Source organism: Candidatus Nitrotoga sp. 1052 (assembly GCF_927312905.1).
GTDB lineage: Bacteria > Pseudomonadota > Gammaproteobacteria > Burkholderiales > Gallionellaceae > Nitrotoga.
The window spans coordinates 1-24,073 of record NZ_CAKMHQ010000027.1; the positions used below are offsets into that span (position 1 = coordinate 1).

21 protein-coding genes are annotated in these 24,073 nt (G+C 50.4%); 3 read left to right on the plus strand and 18 right to left on the minus strand.

The features are described 5' to 3' along the window. Positions 1–92: 92 nt before the first annotated feature. From MJ768_RS05690 to MJ768_RS05735, 10 genes are all read right to left on the minus strand, one after another. Positions 93–659 carry a PepSY-associated TM helix domain-containing protein gene (locus MJ768_RS05690; protein ID WP_445082972.1) on the minus strand — a complete coding sequence of 189 codons (567 nt, stop codon included), beginning with the start codon at positions 657–659 and terminating at the stop codon, positions 93–95. 28 nt (positions 660–687) lie between these two features. Beyond that, positions 688–1,194 (minus strand): PepSY-associated TM helix domain-containing protein, encoded by a 507-nt coding sequence (locus MJ768_RS05695; RefSeq protein WP_239288788.1) that lies wholly within the window; start codon positions 1,192–1,194, stop codon positions 688–690. 78 nt (positions 1,195–1,272) lie between these two features. Beyond that, positions 1,273–1,587 (minus strand): TonB-dependent receptor plug domain-containing protein, encoded by a 315-nt coding sequence (locus MJ768_RS05700; RefSeq protein WP_239288790.1) that lies wholly within the window; start codon positions 1,585–1,587, stop codon positions 1,273–1,275. A 79-nt stretch (positions 1,588–1,666) separates the two neighbouring features. Beyond that, the gene (locus MJ768_RS05705) at positions 1,667–2,428 is read right to left on the minus strand and encodes an HpcH/HpaI aldolase family protein (RefSeq protein WP_239288792.1); all 762 of its coding nucleotides are present in this window, start codon (positions 2,426–2,428) and stop codon (positions 1,667–1,669) included. Beyond that, positions 2,406–3,644, minus strand: a complete 1,239-nt coding sequence (locus MJ768_RS05710) for a type III PLP-dependent enzyme (RefSeq protein WP_239288793.1) — start codon at positions 3,642–3,644, stop codon at positions 2,406–2,408. Before MJ768_RS05710 ends, MJ768_RS05705 begins: the two co-directional genes overlap by 23 nt. Beyond that, the gene (locus MJ768_RS05715) at positions 3,635–5,473 is read right to left on the minus strand and encodes an IucA/IucC family protein (protein ID WP_239288794.1); all 1,839 of its coding nucleotides are present in this window, start codon (positions 5,471–5,473) and stop codon (positions 3,635–3,637) included. Before MJ768_RS05715 ends, MJ768_RS05710 begins: the two co-directional genes overlap by 10 nt. 22 nt (positions 5,474–5,495) lie before the next feature. Continuing rightward, positions 5,496–6,668 carry an MFS transporter gene (locus MJ768_RS05720; protein WP_239288795.1) on the minus strand — a complete coding sequence of 391 codons (1,173 nt, stop codon included), beginning with the start codon at positions 6,666–6,668 and terminating at the stop codon, positions 5,496–5,498. Further along, positions 6,665–8,515, minus strand: coding sequence for an IucA/IucC family protein (locus MJ768_RS05725; protein WP_239288796.1), 1,851 nt, complete (start codon positions 8,513–8,515; stop codon positions 6,665–6,667). Before MJ768_RS05725 ends, MJ768_RS05720 begins: the two co-directional genes overlap by 4 nt. Continuing rightward, complete coding sequence (locus MJ768_RS05730; RefSeq protein WP_239288798.1) at positions 8,512–9,741, minus strand: ATP-grasp domain-containing protein; 1,230 nt, start codon at positions 9,739–9,741, stop codon at positions 8,512–8,514. Before MJ768_RS05730 ends, MJ768_RS05725 begins: the two co-directional genes overlap by 4 nt. Next, positions 9,731–11,803 (minus strand): TonB-dependent receptor family protein, encoded by a 2,073-nt coding sequence (locus MJ768_RS05735; protein WP_239288800.1) that lies wholly within the window; start codon positions 11,801–11,803, stop codon positions 9,731–9,733. Before MJ768_RS05735 ends, MJ768_RS05730 begins: the two co-directional genes overlap by 11 nt. A 653-nt stretch (positions 11,804–12,456) precedes the next feature. On the opposite strand from MJ768_RS05735, the gene mltA reads away from it, so the two are divergent. Continuing rightward, positions 12,457–13,677: a murein transglycosylase A gene (gene mltA, locus MJ768_RS05740; RefSeq protein ID WP_239288802.1), complete on the plus strand. Its 1,221-nt coding sequence runs from the start codon at positions 12,457–12,459 to the stop codon at positions 13,675–13,677. Positions 13,678–13,732: 55 nt separating this feature from the next. On the opposite strand, the gene MJ768_RS05745 is transcribed toward mltA, so the two are convergent. From MJ768_RS05745 to yjgA, 7 genes are all read right to left on the minus strand, one after another. Continuing rightward, positions 13,733–14,341: a nucleotidyltransferase domain-containing protein gene (locus MJ768_RS05745; protein ID WP_239288804.1), complete on the minus strand. Its 609-nt coding sequence runs from the start codon at positions 14,339–14,341 to the stop codon at positions 13,733–13,735. Between the two features lie 6 nt (positions 14,342–14,347). Then, positions 14,348–16,651, minus strand: coding sequence for a penicillin-binding protein 1A (locus tag MJ768_RS05750; protein WP_239288806.1), 2,304 nt, complete (start codon positions 16,649–16,651; stop codon positions 14,348–14,350). A gap of 254 nt (positions 16,652–16,905) precedes the next feature. Beyond that, positions 16,906–17,931 carry a quinone-dependent dihydroorotate dehydrogenase gene (locus MJ768_RS05755; protein ID WP_239288808.1) on the minus strand — a complete coding sequence of 342 codons (1,026 nt, stop codon included), beginning with the start codon at positions 17,929–17,931 and terminating at the stop codon, positions 16,906–16,908. A gap of 1 nt (position 17,932) precedes the next feature. Beyond that, complete coding sequence (locus MJ768_RS05760; RefSeq protein WP_239288810.1) at positions 17,933–18,667, minus strand: arginyltransferase; 735 nt, start codon at positions 18,665–18,667, stop codon at positions 17,933–17,935. Continuing rightward, on the minus strand, positions 18,651–19,349 hold the full coding sequence (gene aat / locus MJ768_RS05765; protein WP_239288819.1) for a leucyl/phenylalanyl-tRNA--protein transferase: 699 nt from the start codon (positions 19,347–19,349) through the stop codon (positions 18,651–18,653). The genes MJ768_RS05760 and aat overlap by 17 nt, the downstream gene beginning before the upstream one ends. Before the next feature lie 76 nt (positions 19,350–19,425). Continuing rightward, positions 19,426–20,100: an alpha/beta hydrolase gene (locus MJ768_RS05770; RefSeq protein WP_239288820.1), complete on the minus strand. Its 675-nt coding sequence runs from the start codon at positions 20,098–20,100 to the stop codon at positions 19,426–19,428. Between the two features lie 36 nt (positions 20,101–20,136). Then, on the minus strand, positions 20,137–20,667 hold the full coding sequence (gene yjgA / locus MJ768_RS05775) for a ribosome biogenesis factor YjgA (RefSeq protein WP_239288821.1): 531 nt from the start codon (positions 20,665–20,667) through the stop codon (positions 20,137–20,139). A gap of 61 nt (positions 20,668–20,728) precedes the next feature. On the opposite strand from yjgA, the gene pmbA reads away from it, so the two are divergent. Then, positions 20,729–22,084 carry a metalloprotease PmbA gene (pmbA, locus tag MJ768_RS05780; RefSeq protein ID WP_239288822.1) on the plus strand — a complete coding sequence of 452 codons (1,356 nt, stop codon included), beginning with the start codon at positions 20,729–20,731 and terminating at the stop codon, positions 22,082–22,084. A gap of 151 nt (positions 22,085–22,235) precedes the next feature. Further along, complete coding sequence (locus tag MJ768_RS05785; protein WP_239288823.1) at positions 22,236–22,676, plus strand: hypothetical protein; 441 nt, start codon at positions 22,236–22,238, stop codon at positions 22,674–22,676. 578 nt (positions 22,677–23,254) lie between these two features. Here the strand turns inward: MJ768_RS05785 and MJ768_RS05790 are convergent. Continuing rightward, positions 23,255–23,953 carry an HNH endonuclease gene (locus tag MJ768_RS05790; RefSeq protein ID WP_239288829.1) on the minus strand — a complete coding sequence of 233 codons (699 nt, stop codon included), beginning with the start codon at positions 23,951–23,953 and terminating at the stop codon, positions 23,255–23,257. Positions 23,954–24,073 lie beyond the last annotated feature (120 nt).

Below are 24,073 nucleotides of genomic sequence, written 5' to 3' on the forward strand. Positions count from 1 at the left end.
ATTATATCATGGTGGCGAAGTTCAGTGAGGTGCGGTGGAATAAATCAGTGTTTCCCTAACACTTTTTTTGTTCTTTCGCCTGATCTTGCGCCTTATTTTATTAGGCGGAAGTGATATCGTTTCGCCTTCCTTCGGTTCCACCACATGACATAGCCGGTCGTAAATAGAATGAGCGGCGACAAACCGATGATCACCTGTAAGAGACGGGTAGGTGTCCCGCCTATTACACCGATATGTATCGGGTAAAGTGTGTTAAAAATGCGCGTGCCCAGAGAGGCCTTCAACGCGTTTTCTACCTGCAATACCTTTCCAGAATACTGATCGAAATAGACGAAACTCCTACCATTTGGATGAAATTCTTGGAAGAATTTTTTTCTTACCACCAAGGGCGCCCCCGGTTTCTGGGGAAGATTGATCCAGGTGGTGGTGGCAGGCACCATATAGTCGGCTTGATGCAACATCATGTCGAGTGCAGGCCTCGGCATCCGTGCTTGACGAGGGTCGGAAAGCGGCGGGGCAGCTCGCGGTGGGCTTTGAGTGATTGCATTGATCAAGTTGATAACCGTTTTATTAAATACTAAGGATGTGCCTGTAAAAGCAGTAAGCAGAATAAAAAGAACGGTATAGATACCCGAGGCACGATGTATATCAAAATTCATTCTTTTCCATTGTGCTGCCCACCGGATTTTAAACCCCGGGGAAAACTTTCCGTTTCGCGGCCACCATAATAATGAGGCCGGTAATGCTCATGCCAATCAGTAGCAATGCACTTACACCAAGGATAATTTCGCCACGCTCGCCACTTAAAAGTTCGGTGTGCAGAAGCGCAATCCATCCGGTAAATGTATCTTCCTGTCGGTGTTCACCCAAGATCTTGCCGTTATAAGGATCAACATAAACAAACAAATCATGCGCATTGTTCATCTTAATTAAATAGGTTTGCTCTGGAGTGCGCGGCATCCGGATGAAAAACGGTTTGTCTTCCGGATGGGCGTGCTGCACTGTTTCCAGCACCTCCTGTAAAGAAACACGCTCGTCACGCGGTACCGTGTTCATCAATTCGGAATATACCAGCGCCTCGATCTCTTCGCGAAATACCAACGCGCTACCGGTCAGCCCACTTAATATCAGCAGCAATCCGATAGCCAAACCGGTATACAAATGTAGTTCGGAAACAACTTTTCTAGCAGTCACAGCTTATATCTCCGGCAGTCTTGTTCGCTTCCTGAAGGGCTGTCTGCACGACAAACATCTTCAATCAAATGGGTCGATTTAAGTAAGCAATACGGTCCGAAAGACTATGTCTCTATTCCAATTTTCAACCAGAACGCCACGAATGGCGATGTTGACGTAAGTCGAACCGCTTAAGTGCGAGCGTGTAATGCCAACCAGGTTGCGCAAGACCCTGAACAGGTTGGTGGCAGCCTGTGCATCGAGCACTTCGCGCGTGATTACGTTGCTGGTCTGCGGCACATCAAGCGGTGCCATGTCCCGGAACGCACCAACCTGAACAACATTGGACTTGAAGCTTCCCGTGCGCTCGGCTGTCACAGACACTACAGGGAATTCCTTGGCTTCTTCGGCCATGTCTCTAAGTCTGGGTGTCAGCTTGGGGAATAGAACAAACGTCAGCGAAGCGCAGCATTGTCAGCTTCTTTCTATCAAGTTACTTAAATTCCACCAAGTGAGCTTTGAGCGCCCGAAAGCTTACTCCCCGGTCGTCTCCCAGCAAATAGGCCAGCACACCGCGCTTCTTCCAGGCATTTAGTTGATTTGCGGCACGCGGAATTGCGCAGAATTTGACATTGCGCTCGAAGCAAGCGGTAGCAATTTTATCGATTGCAGCTTCCACGCTCGGATGTTGCGCTTGCCCTGGAAGACCAAAAGATTGTGATAAGTCGATCGCCCCTTCAAGCACCATGTCAATACCGGCGACAGATAGAATGGCATCCAGATTATCAATGCCCTCTTTATCCTCGATCATCGCTACTACCATGATTTCAGCATTGGCTCGCTCAAAATAAGTCGGCAGATCGAGAGTGCCAAAACCGGTGGTGCGTCCCCCACTGATGCCACGGCTTCCAAGAGGATAATATCGGCTGGCGGCGACTGCTTGGTCGGCATCGAAGCGGTTGCGCACATGCGGTACGACGATCCCTTGAGCGCCGCAATCCAATGCACGCAAGATGTTTTCCGGCGCGGCATTGGGCACTCTGACCAAGGGTGTTATGTCAGCGCATTCAGCGGCCCGCACCATGTTTTCGAGTGTTTCCGGATTCACGCAAACATGCTCCATGTCCAGAATCACGAAATCGTAGCCCGCATACCCGATCATTTCGACTACCAACGGCGACGGAATCGAATTGAGCAATCCGAAAACAGTCTTGCCATTAACGAGCGCCTGCTTAAGTTGATTGGTTTGCAACATGTGGTTGCTCCTCTATCGGCAAATACCATTGCTGCGGATGTGGATGGCGCAAAAAATCGTGATGAGATATATGCCAGGCATAAGCACCCGCATAAGGAAATACCAGCAAGTCGCCACAACGCACCGATTTGACCGGCGCGTCGAACGCCAGCAAGTCTTTCGGCGTGCATAATTGCCCCACAATATTTGCTTTCTCGTTGGAAATCTCAGGACGCGGAAATGGGTATTGCCACGCATTGATCGGTATCACATGAAACGGATGACTGTGACCTTGTGCGTAAGGCGTGCGAAAGTGATGTGAGCCGCCTCTGCCGACTATAAAATTCTTGTCGTAGCTCCGCTTGATATCGATAACCTGCATCACATAATAGCCGCAGGCGGCGGTAATATAACGTCCCAACTCAAAACGTACACGGATCCCAGGCAGACCGCTATTTTTTAACAAAGCTGACAACCCGGCGCTAAAAGTTGACCAGTCGAATTGCTGGTGAGGTTGCCGGTAATTGATACCAATACCGCCGCCTACATTGATATGATCGATTTCCAGCTCGTATGCATCGCACCATCGCCGTACCTGTCTCAGGTATGATGCCACTAGTTGCAGATGGGCTTGGGCATCGAGCTGATGTGACAACAAGTGAAAATGAAAGCCGCGCAGCCGAATTTCAGGATGAGCCCGTAACCATCGCATGCATTCTGGCAATTGCTGAATAGAAATGCCAAATGGAGTTGGTTTTCCACCCATCATCAAGCTGGTTTCTGCCAAGTTGTCGACTACCATGTTGATACGTAACAATATCGCCACCGCTTTACCCGTCTGGATGGCAATCTCGGCTAACCGCCGCAATTCGTTAAAACTTTCGACATGCAGACAATCGACATTTTGATCTATCGCCTCACCGAGTTCCTGATCCAATTTGCCCGGGCCGCTAAATATCACCGGCACATCTGCAAAGTGTTCGCGCACCCAGGCTAGCTCGCCGCCCGAGGACACCTCGAAACCATCCATGATTGGCGCCAGTGTCTGCAGAATTGGTAGATCAGAATTGGCTTTTATCGCGTAAAACAATTCATAGCCTTCAGGCAAAGTGCTGATCAAATTTGCCGCATGCCGCCGCAAGGCCGCCAAGTCATATACATAGGCACACAATGGCTCGTCGATATCGGCCTGTACAGCGCAAATGCTTTCAAATACTTCAGCTAACCTTAACTCCATGCACTATCCTCTCCCAGCGAACCCAGCGGATTATTAACCGGTAAATACTCTGAAGCGCGATCCGGCCGCTTGAAGAAACGGTTGATCAGATTTGCTTTTCCTGGAAGTGGCTCACCATTAAACAAGGCATTAATGCACCTTGCCGAAACGTCGTCCCCATAGTGACTTTGATAAACATGCAGATGGTGCCGCACCATCGCCCATAAGCGATTTTGTAAGGCCGGTTTACCTGCACTGATCTGGCTGATCGCCTCGCAGAAATTGTTGACGAACAGGCAATAGGCAACTCGTTTCCATCCCTGATCATTGCTATACCAGAGGGACTCGCGGGCGCGCGGACTTATGGCTTCCAGTTGATTTGCGCAATAGCGCTCTTTCACCAGCTTGACCCCCTCGAAATCGCGCAAGAAAACCTGTTGCGGTTCCCCTCCGGCCACGCCGATCACAACGTTTTGCAAGTGCGGTTCGAATATGACACCGTGAGCGAAATAGCAGTGCAGTACCGGATACATGATTTCAGCGACGTAACGCGAAAACCATTGTTCGGCAGCCTCCTCGAAGGGTATTTTCCTATGCTGCTCCATGTCAGCAAGCAACTCGCGAATGCGAGCTTCTCCATAGACGTGGTTGCCGAATAATGCGCCGGCCAAAATAGGTGTTACACCGGTAAGCAGCACATCGGCGAAATTTTGCCGCAGGATCATGCCGAAGCCTTCGGTCACCTCCTTGGCAAACCGATCCTCCTGCTTTAAATCCACCGAGATGAACGCTGGCTCTTCCAGTACTCGGATACCCGGGAATTGCAGCTCCAAGCTAGGCATTAATGCGCGCATGATCCTGGTCACTTGCAGCGCGCCCTCAAGTTCGTAAACCGCATTTTTGCGTACACAGTTGGTTATTCGGATGTTCAACGAACACTTATAGAAATACGGATTGTCGGGATGGAACAGGGTGCGGATTGACGAGGTGGGATAATAATTTGGCCCCTGTTGCCCCAGGTCGCAGATACGTCCGGTTCGAATTGCTGCCGCAACGCTTGCATGGCCGAGCAGATAGCGTGCCTGCCACGGATGGGTCGGAATCAAAGCAAACTCATCGTCAGCGGCGAGACCGGCGGGTGCCTGGGCTGTGACGATTTGATCACACGACTCGGTAAGCACCGATTGCTGCAATAAGTATTCGCGGCGTACTGCGAAATAATGCAGAGGGAAGTTCGCCCCTGTTTCTGGCGAATAACGCAACATGTCTTCATAAGAAACGCCTTGGCGGCTTTTCGGAGCGGGGTGAAACGGATGGCCAAAAATCAGCGATTGTTCGGATTCAATGAATGCCTGTAATGGTTCCTGCGAAAAGCGTCCAGGGCGGGAAGCGCATAGAACGGTAGTGGTTACTGCAACGCTGTCGTGAATCTGTTGCATCAACTCATCGTTCACAGGCAATTTATTCTTCAAAGACATCTCGCGTAGCAAAAGCCCCGCCAACACTTGCCAATCCAGCAAGGCCCAGGATTTTCCCGGGGATTTGCAATAGAATGGCGATTGGTAGCGGTAATTGCTAGTGGGGGAAGCACCGTCGACTACCGTGAGCAGACGATCTCCGGTAAGCGGCAGTCGAACGTGCATGATGCGGCCGCCGCTACGCTGTAAAGCCAGACGTATGGATACCGGGTTATCGTTTTGGCCGAATAAAGGCCCCACACTTAACTGCCCTTCCGGGCCCGCCACCTCACGGCAATAACAATTAAGCAATGTTTCCATACAGCGCCGGCCGGCTTCCTGTTGAGCTATTTGTACGGAGTCAATGGCTTCCGCCAAATTGTTGGTATGCATGGTTCCTCCTAATTAGTAATGACTAAGAATTGCTTAGGTGTAAACGATATGCCGCTAAGCCAGCCAGATATAAGCCAGCAACGGACAGAGTGAGCGCGCCAATAAAAAAAGGGGCGCGTAAATCGAACATTTGAACGGCAGTACCGGCAATCAAACCGGCGATAACGGCGCCCCATTTGGAATTGCTTTCGAACCAGCCGAAGGTTCGCCCCGCATTACCGCTGGTTACAATGCCGGCGATCAGCGCATGCAATCCTATGAAGCCAATGGTCATGCTGAATCCCATTACGATGCGCCAGGTAATCACGGCAGGTAGCGACGGAAACAGTGCCTGACCGAACAATGATGCAGCTAGCAACAGGTATGATATCGACAGCATGAACACCAAGCCGCGCTGCCCCAAATAGCGACTTAATGGCACTGCGCACAATAGATAGATCAAATGCGGGAGCCCAAACAACAGTCCGGCTATGGCCGGCGAAACTGAGCCGGAATCAGCTTGAATAAAGGGAATAAAATAAGGAAACGTAATTACGGTGGCAAAAATGAACGCGAACTGCAAGGCGTAGACTTGCTGAGACGTGGCCTCTCTCGGTTTACCCGTGGCCTGCATCGGTGCTTTAGTCGCCGTTGGTGCTTGGTAAACAGGCAACCATCCAATAAACAGCGCAGCGATTAGCGGTAACAGCGCCAGGTAGCGGTATAACTCAAGAGGAGATTCGACAGTCATTAGCAGGCCCAACCCTGCCGGTGCGATTACCAGCGCCGCCCGTGCCGACCATTGCATCAACGTCAGACTACGGGTTAGGTCCGTACCGCTTACTACGGTGGCCAAATAAGCGTTGGATGCGGCGAAGGTCCCGCCCAGCAGGCCTTGCAGTGATAAAGCAATAAAGAATACCCAGATATTTGGGGCAAACCCGGCAAGCAGAAAACTTCCCGCCAATCCTAGTTGAGCGCGCAGCAATAACGGCTTCTTGCCGTATTTATCCGCCAACTTGCCCCACCACGGGCTGCTTATCGCAGTAAAAAAAGTTGGCATGACATATAACCAACCCGCCAGATAGGTGGCTTCGCTGTGCAATGATGTATTGAGTATCAGCGCAAAAAACGGCGGCATGCCAAGCGCTGCGAAAGCTGCTATAAAGTGGCAAACCATGATGGTGACGACGATGCGACGCCGCTCATTTTTCATGTCGACCTCAAAAAATTAGGCGCACTACGGCCGTAGAATTTATTGACATCTGTTGCACCCGTCTCTGTTTTCTCAGCCAGGGTGGCGGCGATTAGCAGATATTTGATATAAAGCCGATCATCTTCGAGTAGTAGTTGATTTGCCAGCTTTGTATTTTCGCCATCTGCAGCTAATTCCGACAAAACGGTTTCGATTCGTAGCCTAACGCGGGAATACAGAGCGGTGGCAGGCAAGCCGAGAATAGTCGCGAAGCGCTCGACCAATACGGCAATATTGAGTTGCAAGGTGATCGTCGTGAACATTTGTGCCAGCGGTAACTCGTCTGCAACAACAATGCGTCGATCCTGTAATTCGGCAACACGGGACGCTAAACTCGGCCAACGCCGAGCTAGATAGTCGAGATGGATGCGCGCCGAGTCGTTATCTTTCAGCAGCAGGCGCAGTCGCGGTTCTTCCCGGCTTAATACGACAACAGAATTTTGCTGATTTGATTCAAGGGCTATGCCATATCGCAGCCACAACAACAAATGTAAGCGCAAAGTTAGATCGAGATAATCATTAAAAAAAGCTTCAAGATCGCCGTTGTAGAATTGCGCCGCTGCTTCCTCGGCAACCGTGCTTCCAGTCGACGTTTGGGCCAAGAGCGCTGCCACTGGGATTAGCGTGCTTTCGCGCAGGGCGTCGACCGGATAACGGCGGAGGATGTAGCCGAGGAACATCCGGTTGTCGACATGTCCACCACAATCTTCGCGTGTCAGCAGCAGACGGCTGGCAATTGACGGTTCACACGCGGCAATATTAGTAAGCAAGGTTTGGATGCTGTGACCGTCCTCGATCGTACTCGGCTTAATGGTGCGAATATTTTTCGCACCAAGAGTGCGGATTGTCAGCGGCAATTTCAAATGCCATTCCGGCATATCGAGCATCACAACAGTACGCACCGAAAGCGTCGGCACGACCCTGAGATAAGCACGTGGAGCGCGAATTACATCGTGCAAGCCAGCCTCACCAAGAAACTTAGCAAGTTCATGTTCCCATACGAATGGATGTATCGGAATCAAGGCGTGCGTATTCATCATCGCGGCAGGCAGGCCGACGGCTTCGAAAGTAGGCCATACAAGTGGCAGGCTATTTTCGTTGCCTAGGCTCGGGTGATAAAGGGCGAGAGGCACCGCTAGCCAGCGCAACAGGAAATTACGCTGAAATTCAGGGCCGTAAGCGGCGAGTGCCTCGGTATCGAAACCGAGTTTGGCGCGCGCAGTAGGATAAAACGGATGATCGAGAAACGCACCGAGCCGGTCATAGTGCAGCAGGTGTGCATGCCAATTTGGCAGCTGCGTGTCAGTCGCTACGCCATGCAGCGCGCGTAACTCGGTAAACCAGCGTTCGCGTTCGGTTTCGCTGACTTGGCGATGCTCAGCGGCAACCTGGCACTCTGCCGCAAATGCGTTAAACGGAAGTACTGCGGCTGGATGAAGGCCACGGGTGAAACAAGTGATAATGTCCTCTATCGCATGCAGCTCCCTAACCTGCCCGCCCTCCTGCCATAGCAGCGGGAATCCTGCTCCGCGCCAATCTTGCATGTATGTGGATTTGACGACTGGAACCCACAGGCACGCGTCATCGTCGAAATGGGTTACCTTGAGCCAAACAAGGTTAATCTTTGCATACGTCCCTAACTCCGCAGGCAATGCGGCGTTAGGTATCAGCTCTGAACGGCTCACACATTCGCGTACGTCCTCGCGCAGCAAGGTATCAATCACTCGATAACAAATATATACGGCATGCTCGGCGTCGGTGTGGTCCAGACGTATATTGCCTATAGTATCGTTAGCAATTGTTTTCATGCGTCGATCTTCCATGTCAACCCATTAGTGATTCGGTCCATCTCCAGACCTAAACATTGGGCATCTGAACCCGCTCCGCGCAGTACTCCAAGATAATCCTTGTTAGAGTTGGTCAGATGGATAGTATCGCCGATCATACGTAGCGGCTTATAAGTGACCTGAATGTCATCTGCATAACGGACAAATGCTTCCGGCGCGTTGGCAAGTCGGCCCGCAGAGTGCGCGGTGAAGTAACGAATTAATCCCGCGTCGGGAGTGATTTTAAAATGGGGGAGAGGCTCGCCCATATAGAGACGTAAAACGATTTCAAATAACGGAATGTCGAGCGTGTCTTGCATTAAAAATTCGCGATAATCGCCAATATTACGATAGTTTATTTCTATCAGACGCGGACCTTTATCGGTCATAACAAATTCTGTGTGGCACGCGCCAAACCCAACACCAAAGCGGCGAATGATGTCGACCACTTGGGTTTCTTGCGCGTTTGTTAACCCCGTCCCCCAGCTTGCCTCTAGCTCGACAAAATGCGGTGGCGGCGACAATTTCACTTTAAATCCACCGAGTATGCAGACTTTCTTATCGTCGCCAATGGTCTCCAGCGTGTAGAGAGGCCCTTCGATATACTCTTCGAGAAGCAAAGGTTGTTCCGGCAGAGTGCTCCAAACAGCAGCACATTGCGCCTCGAGTTCGGCACGGCTGTAACTCAGGCTGACCTGCTGACTGGCAACGCCTTCACGAGGCTTGACGATACATGGAAATGGAACGCTGTCCAAAACTTGAGCAAGCGCCGTCTTATCGCAGACAACCGCAAACCAGAGCATATCGAGACCGCTAGCTTTTAAGTTAGCGCGCATTTCCGCCTTATTTTTGGCGCGATACGTGACATGCCAATTTTTGCGTGGCAAACCAAAATAGTCGGCAACGATTGCTGTACTGGTTTGCAGGTGGTCACTGTTGGAAAAAATTGCTGCCGGTGTCTCCGCACGGCAAGTGATCGTTTCAATTACTGCAAGCGGGTTGAACACATCACAGGCGACAATTTCATTAGGGTAAGCAGGGAACCCCACTTGATTAAAATACTGCCTGTGAGCCTCAACTTGATCAGTCAATAGAACGATGGATAAGCCAAGGCGTTGTGCGGCCGGAATAAAGCCAGCATTGACAGAATCGGTTATTACGTGAGCTAAATAATCAATTCCTTCATGAGGTGCCCTTTTAAATATCAATTTGCAGCGTCAGCAAAGCCGACCGTCCTGGCGAAGGCAACCGGCCCTGGCTGTAATCGACGCCACGGAAGTAATAATCTTTATCGAATAGGTTGTTGATCCCCAGGCTTGTGGTAATTTTTTTGTCGTTCCAACGAGATTTATGGGTTACCTGAGAATTCCATACCGTATACGACGGGATCGGACCGATGGAGCCGGATGCATTTTCAGTTACGGTATTAGCCCCATCGCTAAATGAATCGCTTTGATACAGGCCATTGATATTCCAATTCCAGCTACCGCTGCGATAGTTGACCCGCTGACTTAATTGATGATGAGCTGCAAGAGGCAACTTCTTGCCAACAAATTGGCCGGAAAGTTGTTCGGTATCGACATAGGTATACGCAGTTTTAAGTTCGAGACCGAGGACTTGCTCCGGTCGCCATGCAAACTCGGTTTCCACCCCCTGATGACGTGCTTTCCCGAGATTTCTGAAACCAACGCTTTGATTCACAAATTCGAGCTTATTGTCAAAATCAAAACGAAAGGTCGTAAGCGTGGTATCAATACTTTTGGTTGGTGCCCAGCGAATTCCGGCTTCGTAATTTTGTGCTTTTTCGGACGCCAGGTCAGCGGCAAACGTAATCTGTGTGAACTGCACAGGACGCATCGACTTGTGAGTATTTGCAAACAGAAATACCTGGTTACTTGCTTGGTATCCAACGTCTAAGCCCGGTAACCAATCCGTGGTCGGATTACGAGTTTGCACACCGGTAAGATTATTGCGGTAGGAAAGGTCTATTTGCTCACGGCGAATACCCGGTGTGATTTTCAACTTGTTGTCTAGCAACATGAAAGTATCACTCATGTAAATGGCATAAGCGTCGTTTTCGAAACGCCAGTTGCGAGAAACAGTATAAGCACCAGTCATGAGGTTACGTGCATCAACGAGATAGTCGACTTCCTCACGCATGTAGCGTGCACCAAGTGAAATTTTTTGCTTGATTCTGCCGTCGAGGTTAAAAGTGAATCGTGGCTCGCTGCCGTAAACTATAAAATTACGCGGGGACGATTGTTCCTGTGTGGACGTGATGTCCGCGTTGGTGGAATTTCCAAATATAAATTCGCGGTTACTTCGATGCCCGAAGTTGATCCAGCTAAATTCTGCGCCGTTATCGAAGAAATGGTTATACGTCAAATTTCCGCGCAAGGTATCACCGTTGAAATGGTCCAAGGGTCGGGTAGACTGGTTGCGGTTCTGCTCATAGGATTTCGGTGTTAGTGCGCCCGGCAGTTGATTTGAGGTTTTGTAATATTGAATTCCCGCTTTTACTTCGGACCTATCGGTAACCAGCCAATGACTGTCCAACATTAGGTTGTTCACTTCCGTCTTGGAATGTTCACGCGCGGTATTACCACCGATTACGTTTGCTTGTAGTTGAAAGCCGAGCTTGTCGTTAACGAAGCCACCAGCACGAAAATACGTATCTGCCAATAAATTTCCACCGGAAAAGACAGACAACGTTTCCCTGAAGGTCATGGATGTTTGATGAGGAATTGACTTTGTTACAAAGTTAATTACCCCGCCAACATTATTCGGACCATAATGAACCGCTACCCCTCCTCTTGCCACATCAATCGATTCGATCGAATTCAAGGTTAACGGAAACAATGACAACCCGGTTTGTCCATAAGGTGCGAGAGTAATTGGGATGCCATCAACCAATACCAAAACTTGTTCGCTACGCAACGGGTTGAGCCCGCGTACACCGATATTAGGCAGAATACCCGTACCACTTTCGTCCAAAACCCGCACACCGGGCACAGTACGCAATACATCTTCGACCGTGCGTGAGCCAGATTCGGATATATCCTGATTCGTGAGGACCGTCCGTGCTCCAGGGTGTTTCTTCGCCGTTTTCGGCGTGGGAGAGCCGAGCCAGTCTGCGCTAACCGTTACTTCCTCCAGGGTTTTGCTAGGTTCATCTTGTTGGGCTTGGCCCAGGCCCGGATGGAAAATCGCGTAAGATGTAATTGCTAATTTGATGGCAGCATAAGCTGCCCGTTGGGGATTGGTCCGCATTTAATTCTCCTGAATCAGAAACCACCAATATTAAAAAAGCTGGCTGGCTGCCTATCCTGAAGACATGGACTGGGTGGCTGGCTACTATGAGTTTTTATTTAGTCAAAATTAATTGAATGTTATTGATAACATGTAAAAATAAGATTCGCAGTTATGCTCGATAATGATTTGTTGAATGTCGGTAAGCTGTTGATCGGCAGGCAACTGGGAAACTTCTTTATAAGGAGTCACTCTTATTTTGGATTGGCCAAAAACTCCAAAATGATTTTTTATTAACTTTTCATTTTTTATCTTAATATGAATAAGAATTATTATCAATAAATATTTGACTCTTGTGAAGAGTTGTTTTTTCTAGCTTGCGTGCGGGAGTAATTCCCTGAATGGCTGTCTAAATCGTCGATGGCATCAGCAATAGCTGGAGACCTTAAAGAATGGAGCTTGTAATGCGCCGCGTAGTATTATGGCGATGTGGCATTTAGCCAAACTCCTCTGAGGACGGACAATAATTTCAGATTGTCCATTTGCCGGAAATCGTTTACTTTTTAAATGACGATGGCGATGTCTTAAGACTGCTAAAAAGTAGCTGCCATGGAAAATCCCGAGAGTTGTCTGAAAGTCTGGTAACTAAACAGGATTTATAAAAGTATTCGCAAATGAAGAAACATAATATTGAAATAAATAGCAAATGGTTGGCTTTGGTGCTGAGCATATTTCTTACCGCCTGCTCCACTTTATCCAAACCGCCCGTTGTGTCACGTCCTCAACCAGTTGTGGCGCCTCCCAAAGTGGTGCAAGCACCCGCAGCAGGGTTGCCTGCCCCGTTGTTTATTGTGAGTAAGTGGGAGATGCTGCCGGATTGGCAAACGCTTGACCTTGCACCCTCCCAAACTGCATTTCTGCAAAGCTGTCGTGTGCTTAAAAATAAGCCGCACTGGCAGGAGGTATGTGTTCAGGCCGAACAATTGGGGGTTAATGACAATGCTACGCTACGTGCATTTTATGAAGATTGGTTTACCCCTTATCAACTGCTCAATCCGGACGGCAGCGAGCAGGGAATGATCACCGGTTATTACGAACCTTTGCTCAAGGGCAGTCGTTCCAAGACACCGCGCTTCCAATATCCTCTGTATGCCGCGCCGAATGATTTGCTCACGATCGATCTGGGTGGAGCCTATCCGCAACTCAAAGACCTGCGCTTGCGCGGCCGCTTACAGGGCAAGCGCATAGTGCCCTACTACAACCGTGCAGAAATTGATGCCGGAGCTGGGGCCAGTGCGCTGACGGGGAATGAACTGTTCTGGGTGGAGAATGCAATTGAGCTATTTTTCCTGCAAATACAGGGCTCTGGGCGCATTGAATTACCGGATGGCCAGCAGGTAAAAGTCGGATATGCAGACCAAAATGGCCATCCTTACATATCCATCGGCAAGAGGCTGGTTGAAACAGGCGAACTTAAACTCGAAGAAGCCTCCATGCAGGGCATTAAAGAATGGGCCGAGAAAAATCCAGATAAAATTAATACATTACTGGAACAGAATCCCAGCTACGTATTTTTACGCGAATTGCCGGATAGTCTGTCCGCACCGTTGGGTGCGCTGGGCGTGCCGCTTACCAATGAATACAGTATTGCCGTAGATCCGCGCACCATCCCACTGGGTGCGCCAGTCTTTCTCGCTACGACTTATCCCAATGATAGCGCACCACTCAACCGCTTGATGCTGGCGCAAGACACGGGCGGCGCCATCAAGGGCGCAGTGCGCGCGGATTTTTTCTGGGGCTTTGGCGAGTCTGCGGGAGCGCAGGCGGGCAAGATGAAGCAACAGGGGCGGCTATGGGTGCTGTTTCCGAAAGGTGGGGAACCGATGTTAAATTGAGGATAAGTTCAAGTTTGAAGAACAACGGCATTTCATTGCAGGCTATGCAAAGTATCTATTCGTTATCTACACTTTCATTTAGCAACCGTTTCACCGCCGCCATATCCGCTTGTTTCCCGATCTTGCGGCTGCCACTGAACCTTGCGTTTTCAGGCAGTACCGCGATATTCACCGGTACACCAGTTTCAGTTTTCAGCGTAAAACTGGGCACGGTTTGTTGCCTGCCTGTCAGATGTACGGACCATTCACCGCCTTCAAAGGGCAGGTCATGCTTGAGCAGGAACATCATCACAGCCTTTTCGTCATCGGAATAAACCAAAAGATTAATGTCTGATTGCTCGCCTGCCGTGCCGTTCAACACGGAGCCGGTGAGGAAGGGATGAAAGGGTTCCAATAATTGCATAGCGGCGAGCGCCTGCTGGCGTAATTGGCGCAGGACAAGGGGATGGCTTTCACTCTGATACAGGGCACGGAAGCTGCGCAATGCCATTTCAACTTCATCATTGCTGGGCAGGTGTTGAGTATCTTCTGCGCCCATTTGTTTGGCGGCCTTGCGTTTGGCAAACGCATAATCGGTAATGCCGCCTTCGGCCATTAGACGCGCGGCGTGATGTGCGAGTTGTTCACGCATCAAGTCGCGCCGATGTAAACGATCTTTACTCATGTCAAATTAAAATATGTGATCGATGATTGTTTCAATAAGCGATTTTTCAGGTGGCGGGACGACTTGCTCTGGCGGCAAATTTTCCTGGTAAAAATATTCCACTAATTCGCCAGCTTCATTCCGCTGTCCATCGTTGTTAATGCGCGCAGCCACCATATTTTCCGGCATGGTGTAGGTGACTTCAGGAACTTTCTTGAGTATTTTTCCCATGTAGTCCATCCAAATAGGTAATGCAGCCCCGCCTCCAGTTTCCCTCTCGCCCAGACTGCGCGGGTTATCGAAACCGACCCAGGTAATCCCTACCATAGTGGGATGGAAGCCGCAGAACCAGGCATCCATCGAATCGTTTGTAGTGCCGGTCTTGCCCGCTAAATCATGGCGCCCCAATTGCATGGCGCGGAAGGCAGTGCCGTGTTGCACCACGCCTTGCATCATGCTTACCATGGTGTAGGCATTACGCACATCTATAACCTGCTGGGCGGTTTCTCCGGCCACAACGGGCGTGGCCTGGTGTAGCACTTTGCCATTGCTGTCCTCAATGCGCTGGATAAAATAGGGGGTGATGCGGAAGCCGCCATTGGCGAAGACGGAGTAACCCGTCAGCATTTGCATGGGCGTAACCGAACCGGCACCTAATGCCATAGTAAGGTAAGGAGGGTGCTTGGCTGCGTCGAAGCCAAACTTGGTGATGTAGTCTTGTGCATATTGCGGTGTGATAGTTTGCAAAATGCGAATAGAGACCATGTTTTTGGATTTGACAAGCGCTTGCCTCATGCGCATAGGACCTTCAAATACCCCATCGTAGTTTTTCGGCTCCCAGGCTTCGCTGCCTGTCTCTGCCGCATCAATCACCAAAGGTGCGTCGTCAATAACGGTGGCAGGGGTCAGACCCTTTTCCAATGCGGCGGAATAAATGAACGGTTTGAAGCTGGAGCCGGGTTGCCTCCAAGCCTGAGTTACATGGTTAAATTGGTTTCGGTTGAAATCGAAGCCGCCTACCAGAGCATAAATCGCACCATTGCGCGGACTGGCAGAAACGAAAGCCGCTTCCACTTGCGGTAGTTGGACAATCTTCCAAATATTCTTTTCGTCCTTCTGCACGTGGATTAGTGAACCGGCACGCAAGCGCCGATTCAGTGCAGTCTTGTTGCCCATATAGGGCTGAGCAAATTTAAGTCCTTCACCGCTAATTTTGGCGATGGCGCCCCCCTTGCTGTAAGCGCGGATGCCTTTGGGATTTGCTTCAAGTACCACGGCAGGAATCATGTCATCGCTATCAGGAATATCCTGTAGCGCTTCTTCCATCTCTTCCTCGGTATCCCCTTTGTGAAGATCGATATAGCCTTCCGGGCCGCGGTAACCATGGCGTCGGTCATATTCCAGCACACCTTTACGCAGCGCTTCATAGGCTGTTGCCTGGTCTTGCTGACGGATGGTTGTATAGACCTTGATACCTTGCGTATAAGTGTCATCCTGATAGCGTTTGAATACCTCTTGCCTAACCATTTCCGCGAGATAGTCAGCTTTGCCTGCAAATTCTTGATAGCTGCGTTTCACCATCATGGGTTGATGCAGTGCCGCCTCTTGTTGCTGGATGTTAATGAAACCCAGCTCATGCATGCGGCGCAGTACGTACGCTTGGCGCAGCTTGGCACGCTTGGGGTTGACCACCGGGTTATAGATGGAAGGAGCCTTGGGTAAACCAGCCAGCATAGCGAACTCAGCCACGCTGAGTTGGTCAAGGCTTTTTCCGAAATAGGCTTGCGCGGCAGCCGCGAAGCCATAGGCACGTTGACCAAGATAGATATGATTAATATAAAGCTGGAGGATTTCATCCTTACTCAGATTGTGTTCGATCTTGATGGCAAGCAACACTTCGTTAAATTTGCGCGATAATTTCTTCTCTTTAGTTAGGAAAAAATTGCGAGCCACTTGCATGGTGATAGTGCTGGCGCCTTGCTTGACGCCGCCCGAGGTGAAATTATTATAAGTGGCGCGCAATACGCCCATGTAATCCACCCCGCCGTGCTCATAAAACCGGTCATCTTCCGCTGCGAGGACGGCCTTTTTCATCAAGTCGGGTACTTCGTCAATCTTGACCAGCGCGCGACGTTCCTCCCCGAATTCGCCGATCAGAACGCCCTCCACGCTGTATACACGTAGCGGAATTTTAGGCCGATAGTCGGTCAATGCTTCAAGCGACGGCAGCGTGGGATATATCAGCATTGCCGCAAACATCAGCAACAACAGTGGTGTGATGATGAGAGCGAGGCCAGCTATGACCGGATAGAACCACCAGCGGGAAGTCATGGGATGCGGAATTGTATAAAGTGCATAGTTAGGATTATATCGGCTCTTGGCAAGGGAATAACCCAACAGCAAAACTCATAAGGCGCGGAACTATAATAACTCTAGTTTTGACCTAGCGCTATCTTCGCCAGTGATCTTGGCGAGGATCAACACATGAAGCATACGAAAGAAGCATTTCGAATAAACGTTGAATCAGGCCGAAGCACAAATCAATTTGCACGAAGAAATCAAGCTTGCCTATGCCGATTATCTCGTTAGCTGCGTTGCGAATTCCCAATCGCTTTAACGCACTCATTGATTAACTCAGGACCGCGATAAATCAGTCCACTGTAGATCTGTATTAGTGCAGCGCCAGCGTGTATTTTTTCCGCTGCATCTTTTCCGCTCAGGATACCGCCTACTCCGATAATCGGCAGAGATCCTTGTAATACGGTGGCCAGTTCGCGAATAACGGCAGTAGATCTGTCACGCAATGGCGCGCCGCTCAGTCCGCCCGTCTCCGTTTGCTGCGCAAGATGTTCGACGCCTGTGCGCGTCAGTGTTGTATTGGTGGCAATCACGCCGTCGATGCGGTGGCGTTGCAAAAGTGTCGCTATCTGGCGGATTTGTTCGCTATCAAGATCGGGGGCTATTTTTAACGCCAAGGGAACATACTTGCCGTGCAAATCAGCCAACTTTTCCTGCTCCGCTTTAAGTTGCGTGAGCAACGCATCCAGCTCATCACTCCCTTGCAGCTGGCGCAAATTCTTGGTATTAGGCGAAGAAATATTGATGGCGACATAACTGGCGTGGGTATAGACACGTCGTAACCCGATCAGGTAATCGGCGGCAGCATGTTCAATCGGCGTGTCAAAATTTTTGCCAATGTTGATGCCAAGAATGCCGCGATAATTTGCGCGTTTTACGTTTTCAATGAGTGCATCCACGCCGTGGTTGTTGAACCCCATGCGGTTGATGATACCCTGCGCCTCTGGCAGGCGGAACAAGCGCGGCTTTGGGTTGCCTTCCTGGGCGCGGGGCGTGACGGTCCCGATCTCGATGAAACCAAAACCCAGTGCGGCCAGCGCATCGATGTAATCGCCGTTCTTGTCTAATCCTGCGGCCAGCCCGACCGAGTTAGGAAAAGTCAGACCCATCACTTTATGCGGGTTATCCACCGGATGTTTGACAAACAGCGGCAGCAGGCCAAGCCGATAGACGAACTGCAGCGCATCAAGCGTAATGTGGTGGGCGGTTTCCGGATTAAAGGAAAAAAGCAGCGGTCGAATCAGCGAATACATGTTACGGCCTACTAGTTGGGAGCGCTTGCCATTTGCCTTGCATGAGCCCTTGCAGCGGACGAAAGTTGGCTTTGTATGCCATTTTGTCGCTCTTCTCTATCCAGTAACCCAGATACAAATATTCCATCTGCAACTTCCGGCACAGATCGATCTGCCACAGGACGTTGTAAGTACCAAAGCTGGCTTGCGCTACATTCGGTTCATAAAACGTATAAACCGAAGATAGCCCATCATCGAGAATATCGATGATGCTCACCATGCGCAGCACCCCATTTTCGCGGAACTCCACCAGTGTGGAATCAATATGGCTTTGCAGCAAAAAGTTGCGATATTGGTCTCGGCTGTCATTTTTCATGCCGCCATCAGGGTGTCGCTCCATCTGATAACGCTGATACAACGCAAAATATTCGTCGTTGTCTTTCAATGCATGCAACGAGGCCTCCAAACCGATGTGGCGTTGCCTGGAGCGGCGTTGTGTCCGGTTGGGTAGGAACGATGCTACTTCGACACGCACCGGAATACAGGCTTGGCAGGCATCGCAGCGCGGTCTATAGGTAATCGTTCCGCTGCGGCGGAAGCCGCGCCGCACCAGTTCCGAATACACAGCCGGGGTGATCAGCAAGCTGGGCGTCGCGACCTGCGAGCGCGCTAGTCGATCCGGCAGGTAGCTGCACGAATACGGGGCTGTGAGGTAAAGCTGCAGCGCCGACAGCGGAATGTCATGCAATAAGTTCATGGTCGAATTGCCATTTGAGCGGAGTGTCCGGACAGTGTATCAATTCTTTCAAGCGATGCATAAATTCCGCACGCGGGATTTCGCGTGCACCGAGCGAGGCAAGATGCGGTGTGCTCATCTGGCAATCAATCATGCCATATCCCCAGCGCCGCAATTGTGCGGTGAGATGGCCGAGTGCAATTTTGGAGGCATCAGTGGCGTGGCTGAACATCGACTCGCCATAGAACATGCGCCCAATACTGATGCCATACAGCCCACCCACCAGATTGCCATTCATCCATATCTCCACCGAGTGCGCTACGCCCATCTGATGCAGCTCGGTATAAGCTGCAATCATGTCTTCATGTATCCATGTTCCCGCCTGTTCGCGGCGCGGCGCGGCGCAGGCACGCATTACTTGTTCGAAAGCGCTATCAGTACGAACTTCATAACTCTTATCGCGTAAGGTCTTGCGTAGCGACCGGGAAATTTTGAACTCCTCAGGAATCAGCACCATGCGCGGATCGGGGCTCCACCAGAGTATGGGTTCCCCTGTATTGAACCAAGGGAAGATGCCATGCCGATAGGCATCCAGCAGACGGTGTGCAGACAGGCTGCCCCCCGCGGCGAGCAAGCCATTGGGCTTGAGCAGTGCCTGCTCTACAGGCGGAAAGGGCGTGCCAATATCCAAAAACGTGATCATCTTCTGTAACGAGCCAGGCAGGATATAAAGTAGTTTAAGCAGGCAATCTGCCCGGCAGATGCTCGCAAATCAAGGTTTAAAGAGGTTTTGTATTTAATTTGTGTGTCAGCCAAGTCTGGACATCACGCACTTCTTCCGCGCACACTGAATGTGGCATGCCATATTCATGCCACGCTACCTGATAGCCCCGTTTTTTTAATTCATCCGCCGAGTCTTTTCCTCGCGCATAAGGCACTACCGGGTCACTATGCCCGTGCGCCATGAAGATGGGGGTATTGAGAGCAGCTGCGCTGGCTTCAGTCGACAATGTTTCAACCTGAAGGAGATAAGCGGATAGGGCAAGAATACCGCCCAGGCGCGACGCATGGCGCAAACCGGTATGCAGCGCAATGGCTCCGCCTTGCGAGAAGCCGGCGAGAAAAATATTATCTGCAACGATGCCACGCTGCTTTTCCTGTGCAATCAGCCCTTCAATGGCGGCTTGTGAAGCGCGAATACCCTTGACGTCTTGTTGCGCAACAATATTGGAAGCTGTGATGTCGTACCAGGCGCGCATGATTAAACCACCGTTGATGGTGACTGGCTGTTTGGGTGCATGCGGAAACAGGTAGCGTACCGCTACCGGCAGCTTCATTTCTTCCGCAATGGAAACAAAATCCTCGCCGTCAGCGCCCAAGCCATGCATCCAGATAATGCTGTGTTGAGGCGACTTCCCGGTTTCAAGAGTGATATGTGATAGAACGCTGTTCATGGTCTGATGTTGCGCATCTGAAAATGGTGGATGAGCCTATTCGGGTGCTTGAGAAGTCGGCTCCGGCAGAATTTCACGCAGCACCTGGAAAATTTCACGATAGTTCTTCGGCGGTTTTGCCAGTTCTTTTTCCTTGATTGCATTTCGAACCAGCGCCCGCAGCCTTTGTGCATCTGCTTCGGGATGATCAGCAAGCAACTCGGTCAGCGCCGCATCGTTTTCCAGAAGACGATCTCTCCACCGTTCCAGTTGATGCAGCCAAGCGATATGCTGATGCGATTTGCCGCTCCATGCTTCCAGCTTGGCGATGATGGGCGCGGGTTCCACTTCACGCATTAATCTGCCAATGTATTGCATTTGCCGTCGTTGCGCGCCAAATTTATTGATGCGCTTCATCTCGCGAACGGCGTCAAACAAGCGCTCCGGCAAATCCATCTGTTTCAGCTTGTCGATACTGAGTTCAACCAATTGCTCACCGATATCCTGCAGGTCATGCATCTGCTGCTTGATCTTAGTCTTGCTGGGTGGCAAATTTAATTCTTCGGCATTGTCTTCGTAGCGGTGCATAGGTGCGAAATTATAAATAGATATTGTTATGATAACGCTTTCCCACGAAAGCGTTTACCTTATGAATGACATTACACCAACCGAACATCGTTTTTCCCATTCCGCCGATACCCTGCACCAGATTGCGCGGGACATGCTTGAATATGCCAACCACCAAGGGGCAACTGCCGCTGCGGCGGAAGTGTCGGATGGTTTCGGGCAAGCCGTCACTGTACGTCAGGGTGAGGTCGAAACCATCGAATACAACCGTGACAAAGGTCTTGGCATTACCGTTTACATCGATCAGCGGCGCGGCAATGCCAACACTTCCGATTTCTCGCCGCAGGCAGTGCGCGACACTGTGAACGCCGCCCTCTCCATTGCTCGCCACACCGCCAGCGACGACTGCGCCGGGTTGCCTGAAAAAGATATGCTGGCCACCGAGTTTCCCGATTTCGACCTGTACCATCCTTGGTTGCTGGACGTGGAAGGTGCAATTGAGCTAGCCAAGACTTGTGAACAAGCTGCATTTGATGCGGATGAGCGGATCGACAATTCAGAAGGCGCCACGGTAAACATACATGAGTCCCAATTCGTGTATGCCAACAGCTTGGGCTTTATCGGTGGTTATCCTACCTCACGCCATGGCATCAGCTGCGCCGTCATCGCTGGCAAGGACGACTCCATGCAGCGCGATTACTGGTATAGCGAAGCGCGTGCCTCGAGCGACCTGATGGCGGCGGAAAAAGTCGGCCAAATCGCTGCAGAACGCGCCGTGCGGCGGCTCAATGCCCGCAAGCTCGATACCATGCAAGTGCCGGTGCTGTTCGAGGCGCCGATAGCCGCCAGCTTGCTTGGCCATTTTGTCGGTGCAGGGAGCGGCGGCAGCCTGTACCGAAAATCCTCCTTTCTGCTCGATTATCTGGGCAAGCAAGTGTTCTCATCCAACATCTGTATTGATGACATACCAGACATTCCCCGCGGCCTGGCTAGCAGCGCATTCGATGGCGAGGGCGTGAAAACGCAGCGCCGCACCATAGTTCAGGACGGCATACTGCAAAGCTATTTTCTCGCCACCTATTCCGCGCGCAAACTGGGCATGAAAACGACCGGAAATGCAGGTGGCAATCACAATCTCATCCTGCGCCCTGGCGAACTGGATTTTAACGGCCTGCTAAAGAAAATGGGACGTGGCCTGCTGGTCACCGAACTGCTCGGGCAGGGTGTAAATCACATCACCGGAGACTATTCGCGCGGCGCGGCCGGCTTCTGGGTGGAGAACGGGGAAATCCAATATCCGGTGGAAGAAATCACCATCGCCGGCAACTTGAAGGATATGTACACGCATATTGCGGCTGTGGGTAATGATGTGCTGGTGCAGGGATCACGGCAGTGTGGTTCCATCTTGGTTGAAAATATGATGGTGGCGGGGCAATAAACTTATTTGAGGCGGTGAATTGTCGATGCCAATGTTTTGATGTTGGGCTTCATTTTATTCAACCTTACCTATCGAGCTTTTCTCATATATGCATGGAATGATGAACCAGATAGGTTTCGGATAATGCAAGAAGTGGTAAGAGAGTGTGCCAATGAATTTAAGCAGTAAATATAAGCAAATCTCTTCGAAATGGCTATGGATATCGTTGTCCATAGGGGGGCTTCTTTTGATTATTTATTTCAGGGGTATGAGTGCCAGTAATGAGGGCGCGCTTATTCGTGAACTTCGTTTGGTCAGCAAACAAAACTCAAGCGCGTACCAAGAAAATCTTGATGCTGTGGTGTTGAAACACATACCGCTTGGGACGCCCGCGAATGTAGCGTTAAAGATGTGTCAACAGAATGGTTTCCGAACAACTCGGAGCAAGGATATGAAGGGGGCTACTTACCCGGGCTTTGAAGAGCATATTTTTTGCACTCAGAAAGAAGTTCGTTGGTTCTTGGTTTTTACAGAGGAATATCGAGTAATTCTCTACATTAAAAATAATCAGGTTGGCGCAGCAATCGGCCGTTTTTTTGTCCACTCAATTTGACAATTCGTATATACCGAAAAGGCATGAAATGACAGCAAGCGTAGCCTAGGCTAACGTAGGTTGGCGCTGAGCTTGCGAAGCCCAACATCACAGGGATGAACACATGCGTTACCGACGTGCTGTTGCAGCGGGAGGCACATGCTTCTTCACTGTCAATCTGGCTGAACGTCGCTCCAATGTATTGGTGCGACATATCGACCCAATCGAGCCTTGCGCGAAGAAACGATGGCCCAAGAACCTTCCGTTGTTTACTGTGCCACGTCAAGTCGCGTGCGACATAATTTATGCTCAGAAGAGAGCTTAAGCGAGTGCCATGAGAGTCTGAGTCTATTTGTTCTTTATGGTGTTGTCGCTTGCTGCACTTCGGCATCTACCAATGGCGGAGGAAGCAAGACAGAGGACGAAGGCAACATTCGAATCCAGACCATCCATACGATCAGCTCGGTAGGTTAGGCTGAATAAAATGAAGCCCAACATCACAGGGGTGAATGAATAGATGCGTTACCGACGTGTTGATGCAGTGGGTAGCATAGATTTCGTTACTGTTATCAGGCTGAACGGCACTCCAATGTATTGGTTCAAAATAAATGGGGTCTACCATCGAATTTGCAGATGACGGTGTTGTGGTAGTCGATGAATTCGGAGTGAACATTGGCGAATAGCACTTGATCCATTTTTATGGCACCGTAGTCTAGTTTTACATGGCAATTTGGGCAGACACAAACAATATTACTTGGGTCGTCTGGGCCATTGTGTGAATTGCCTAACGGATTTACGTGGTGAGCCTCGGCGTAAGGAGTGCCGTCTCCAAGGAGAATGCGCTCTTGGCAAATTTGGCATTTGTAATCTCGGTCTGCCTTTATGCGACGAGCCAGCGCCGTGTCTCTAAGGACACGGTAGGTTGTTACAAGATGTCTTTCGGTTTCTTTAGGTTCATTGATATCTGAGGCCAAAGGGGTCGGGTGTGCCGCAGTAAAGAACTGAGCAACTCGAATTGCGTCAGATTTGTCACAAGACTTGAGCATCCAGTTTTTCAAATCATGCGATTCATCTCTAATCCATGCTGCGACTAAATGGTCAATTTCCGCTGCACTCAGGGTATGCGGTGTGTTCTTACCAACTAGGTGAGCAAAAACCGTATTCGTTGCGACGCCGCGAGAAGCAACATGTGCAGTTGCTTCTCCCCTCCAAGTGCTCGCGGGTTTATTGGGGTTCAGCCGCGCTATTCCTCGGACAAGATCCAGCACCTCTAAGCTACCGGCAATTCTCTGGGTCATTTTCTACTTTCTGATCGGTACGAATTCAAGGGGCTGGATGGGTAAATAAATGGTTAAATAAAGAATGGTAGACCCCATTTATTCCCCATTTATTCCAATTACTTGATCGGTTAAATGCCG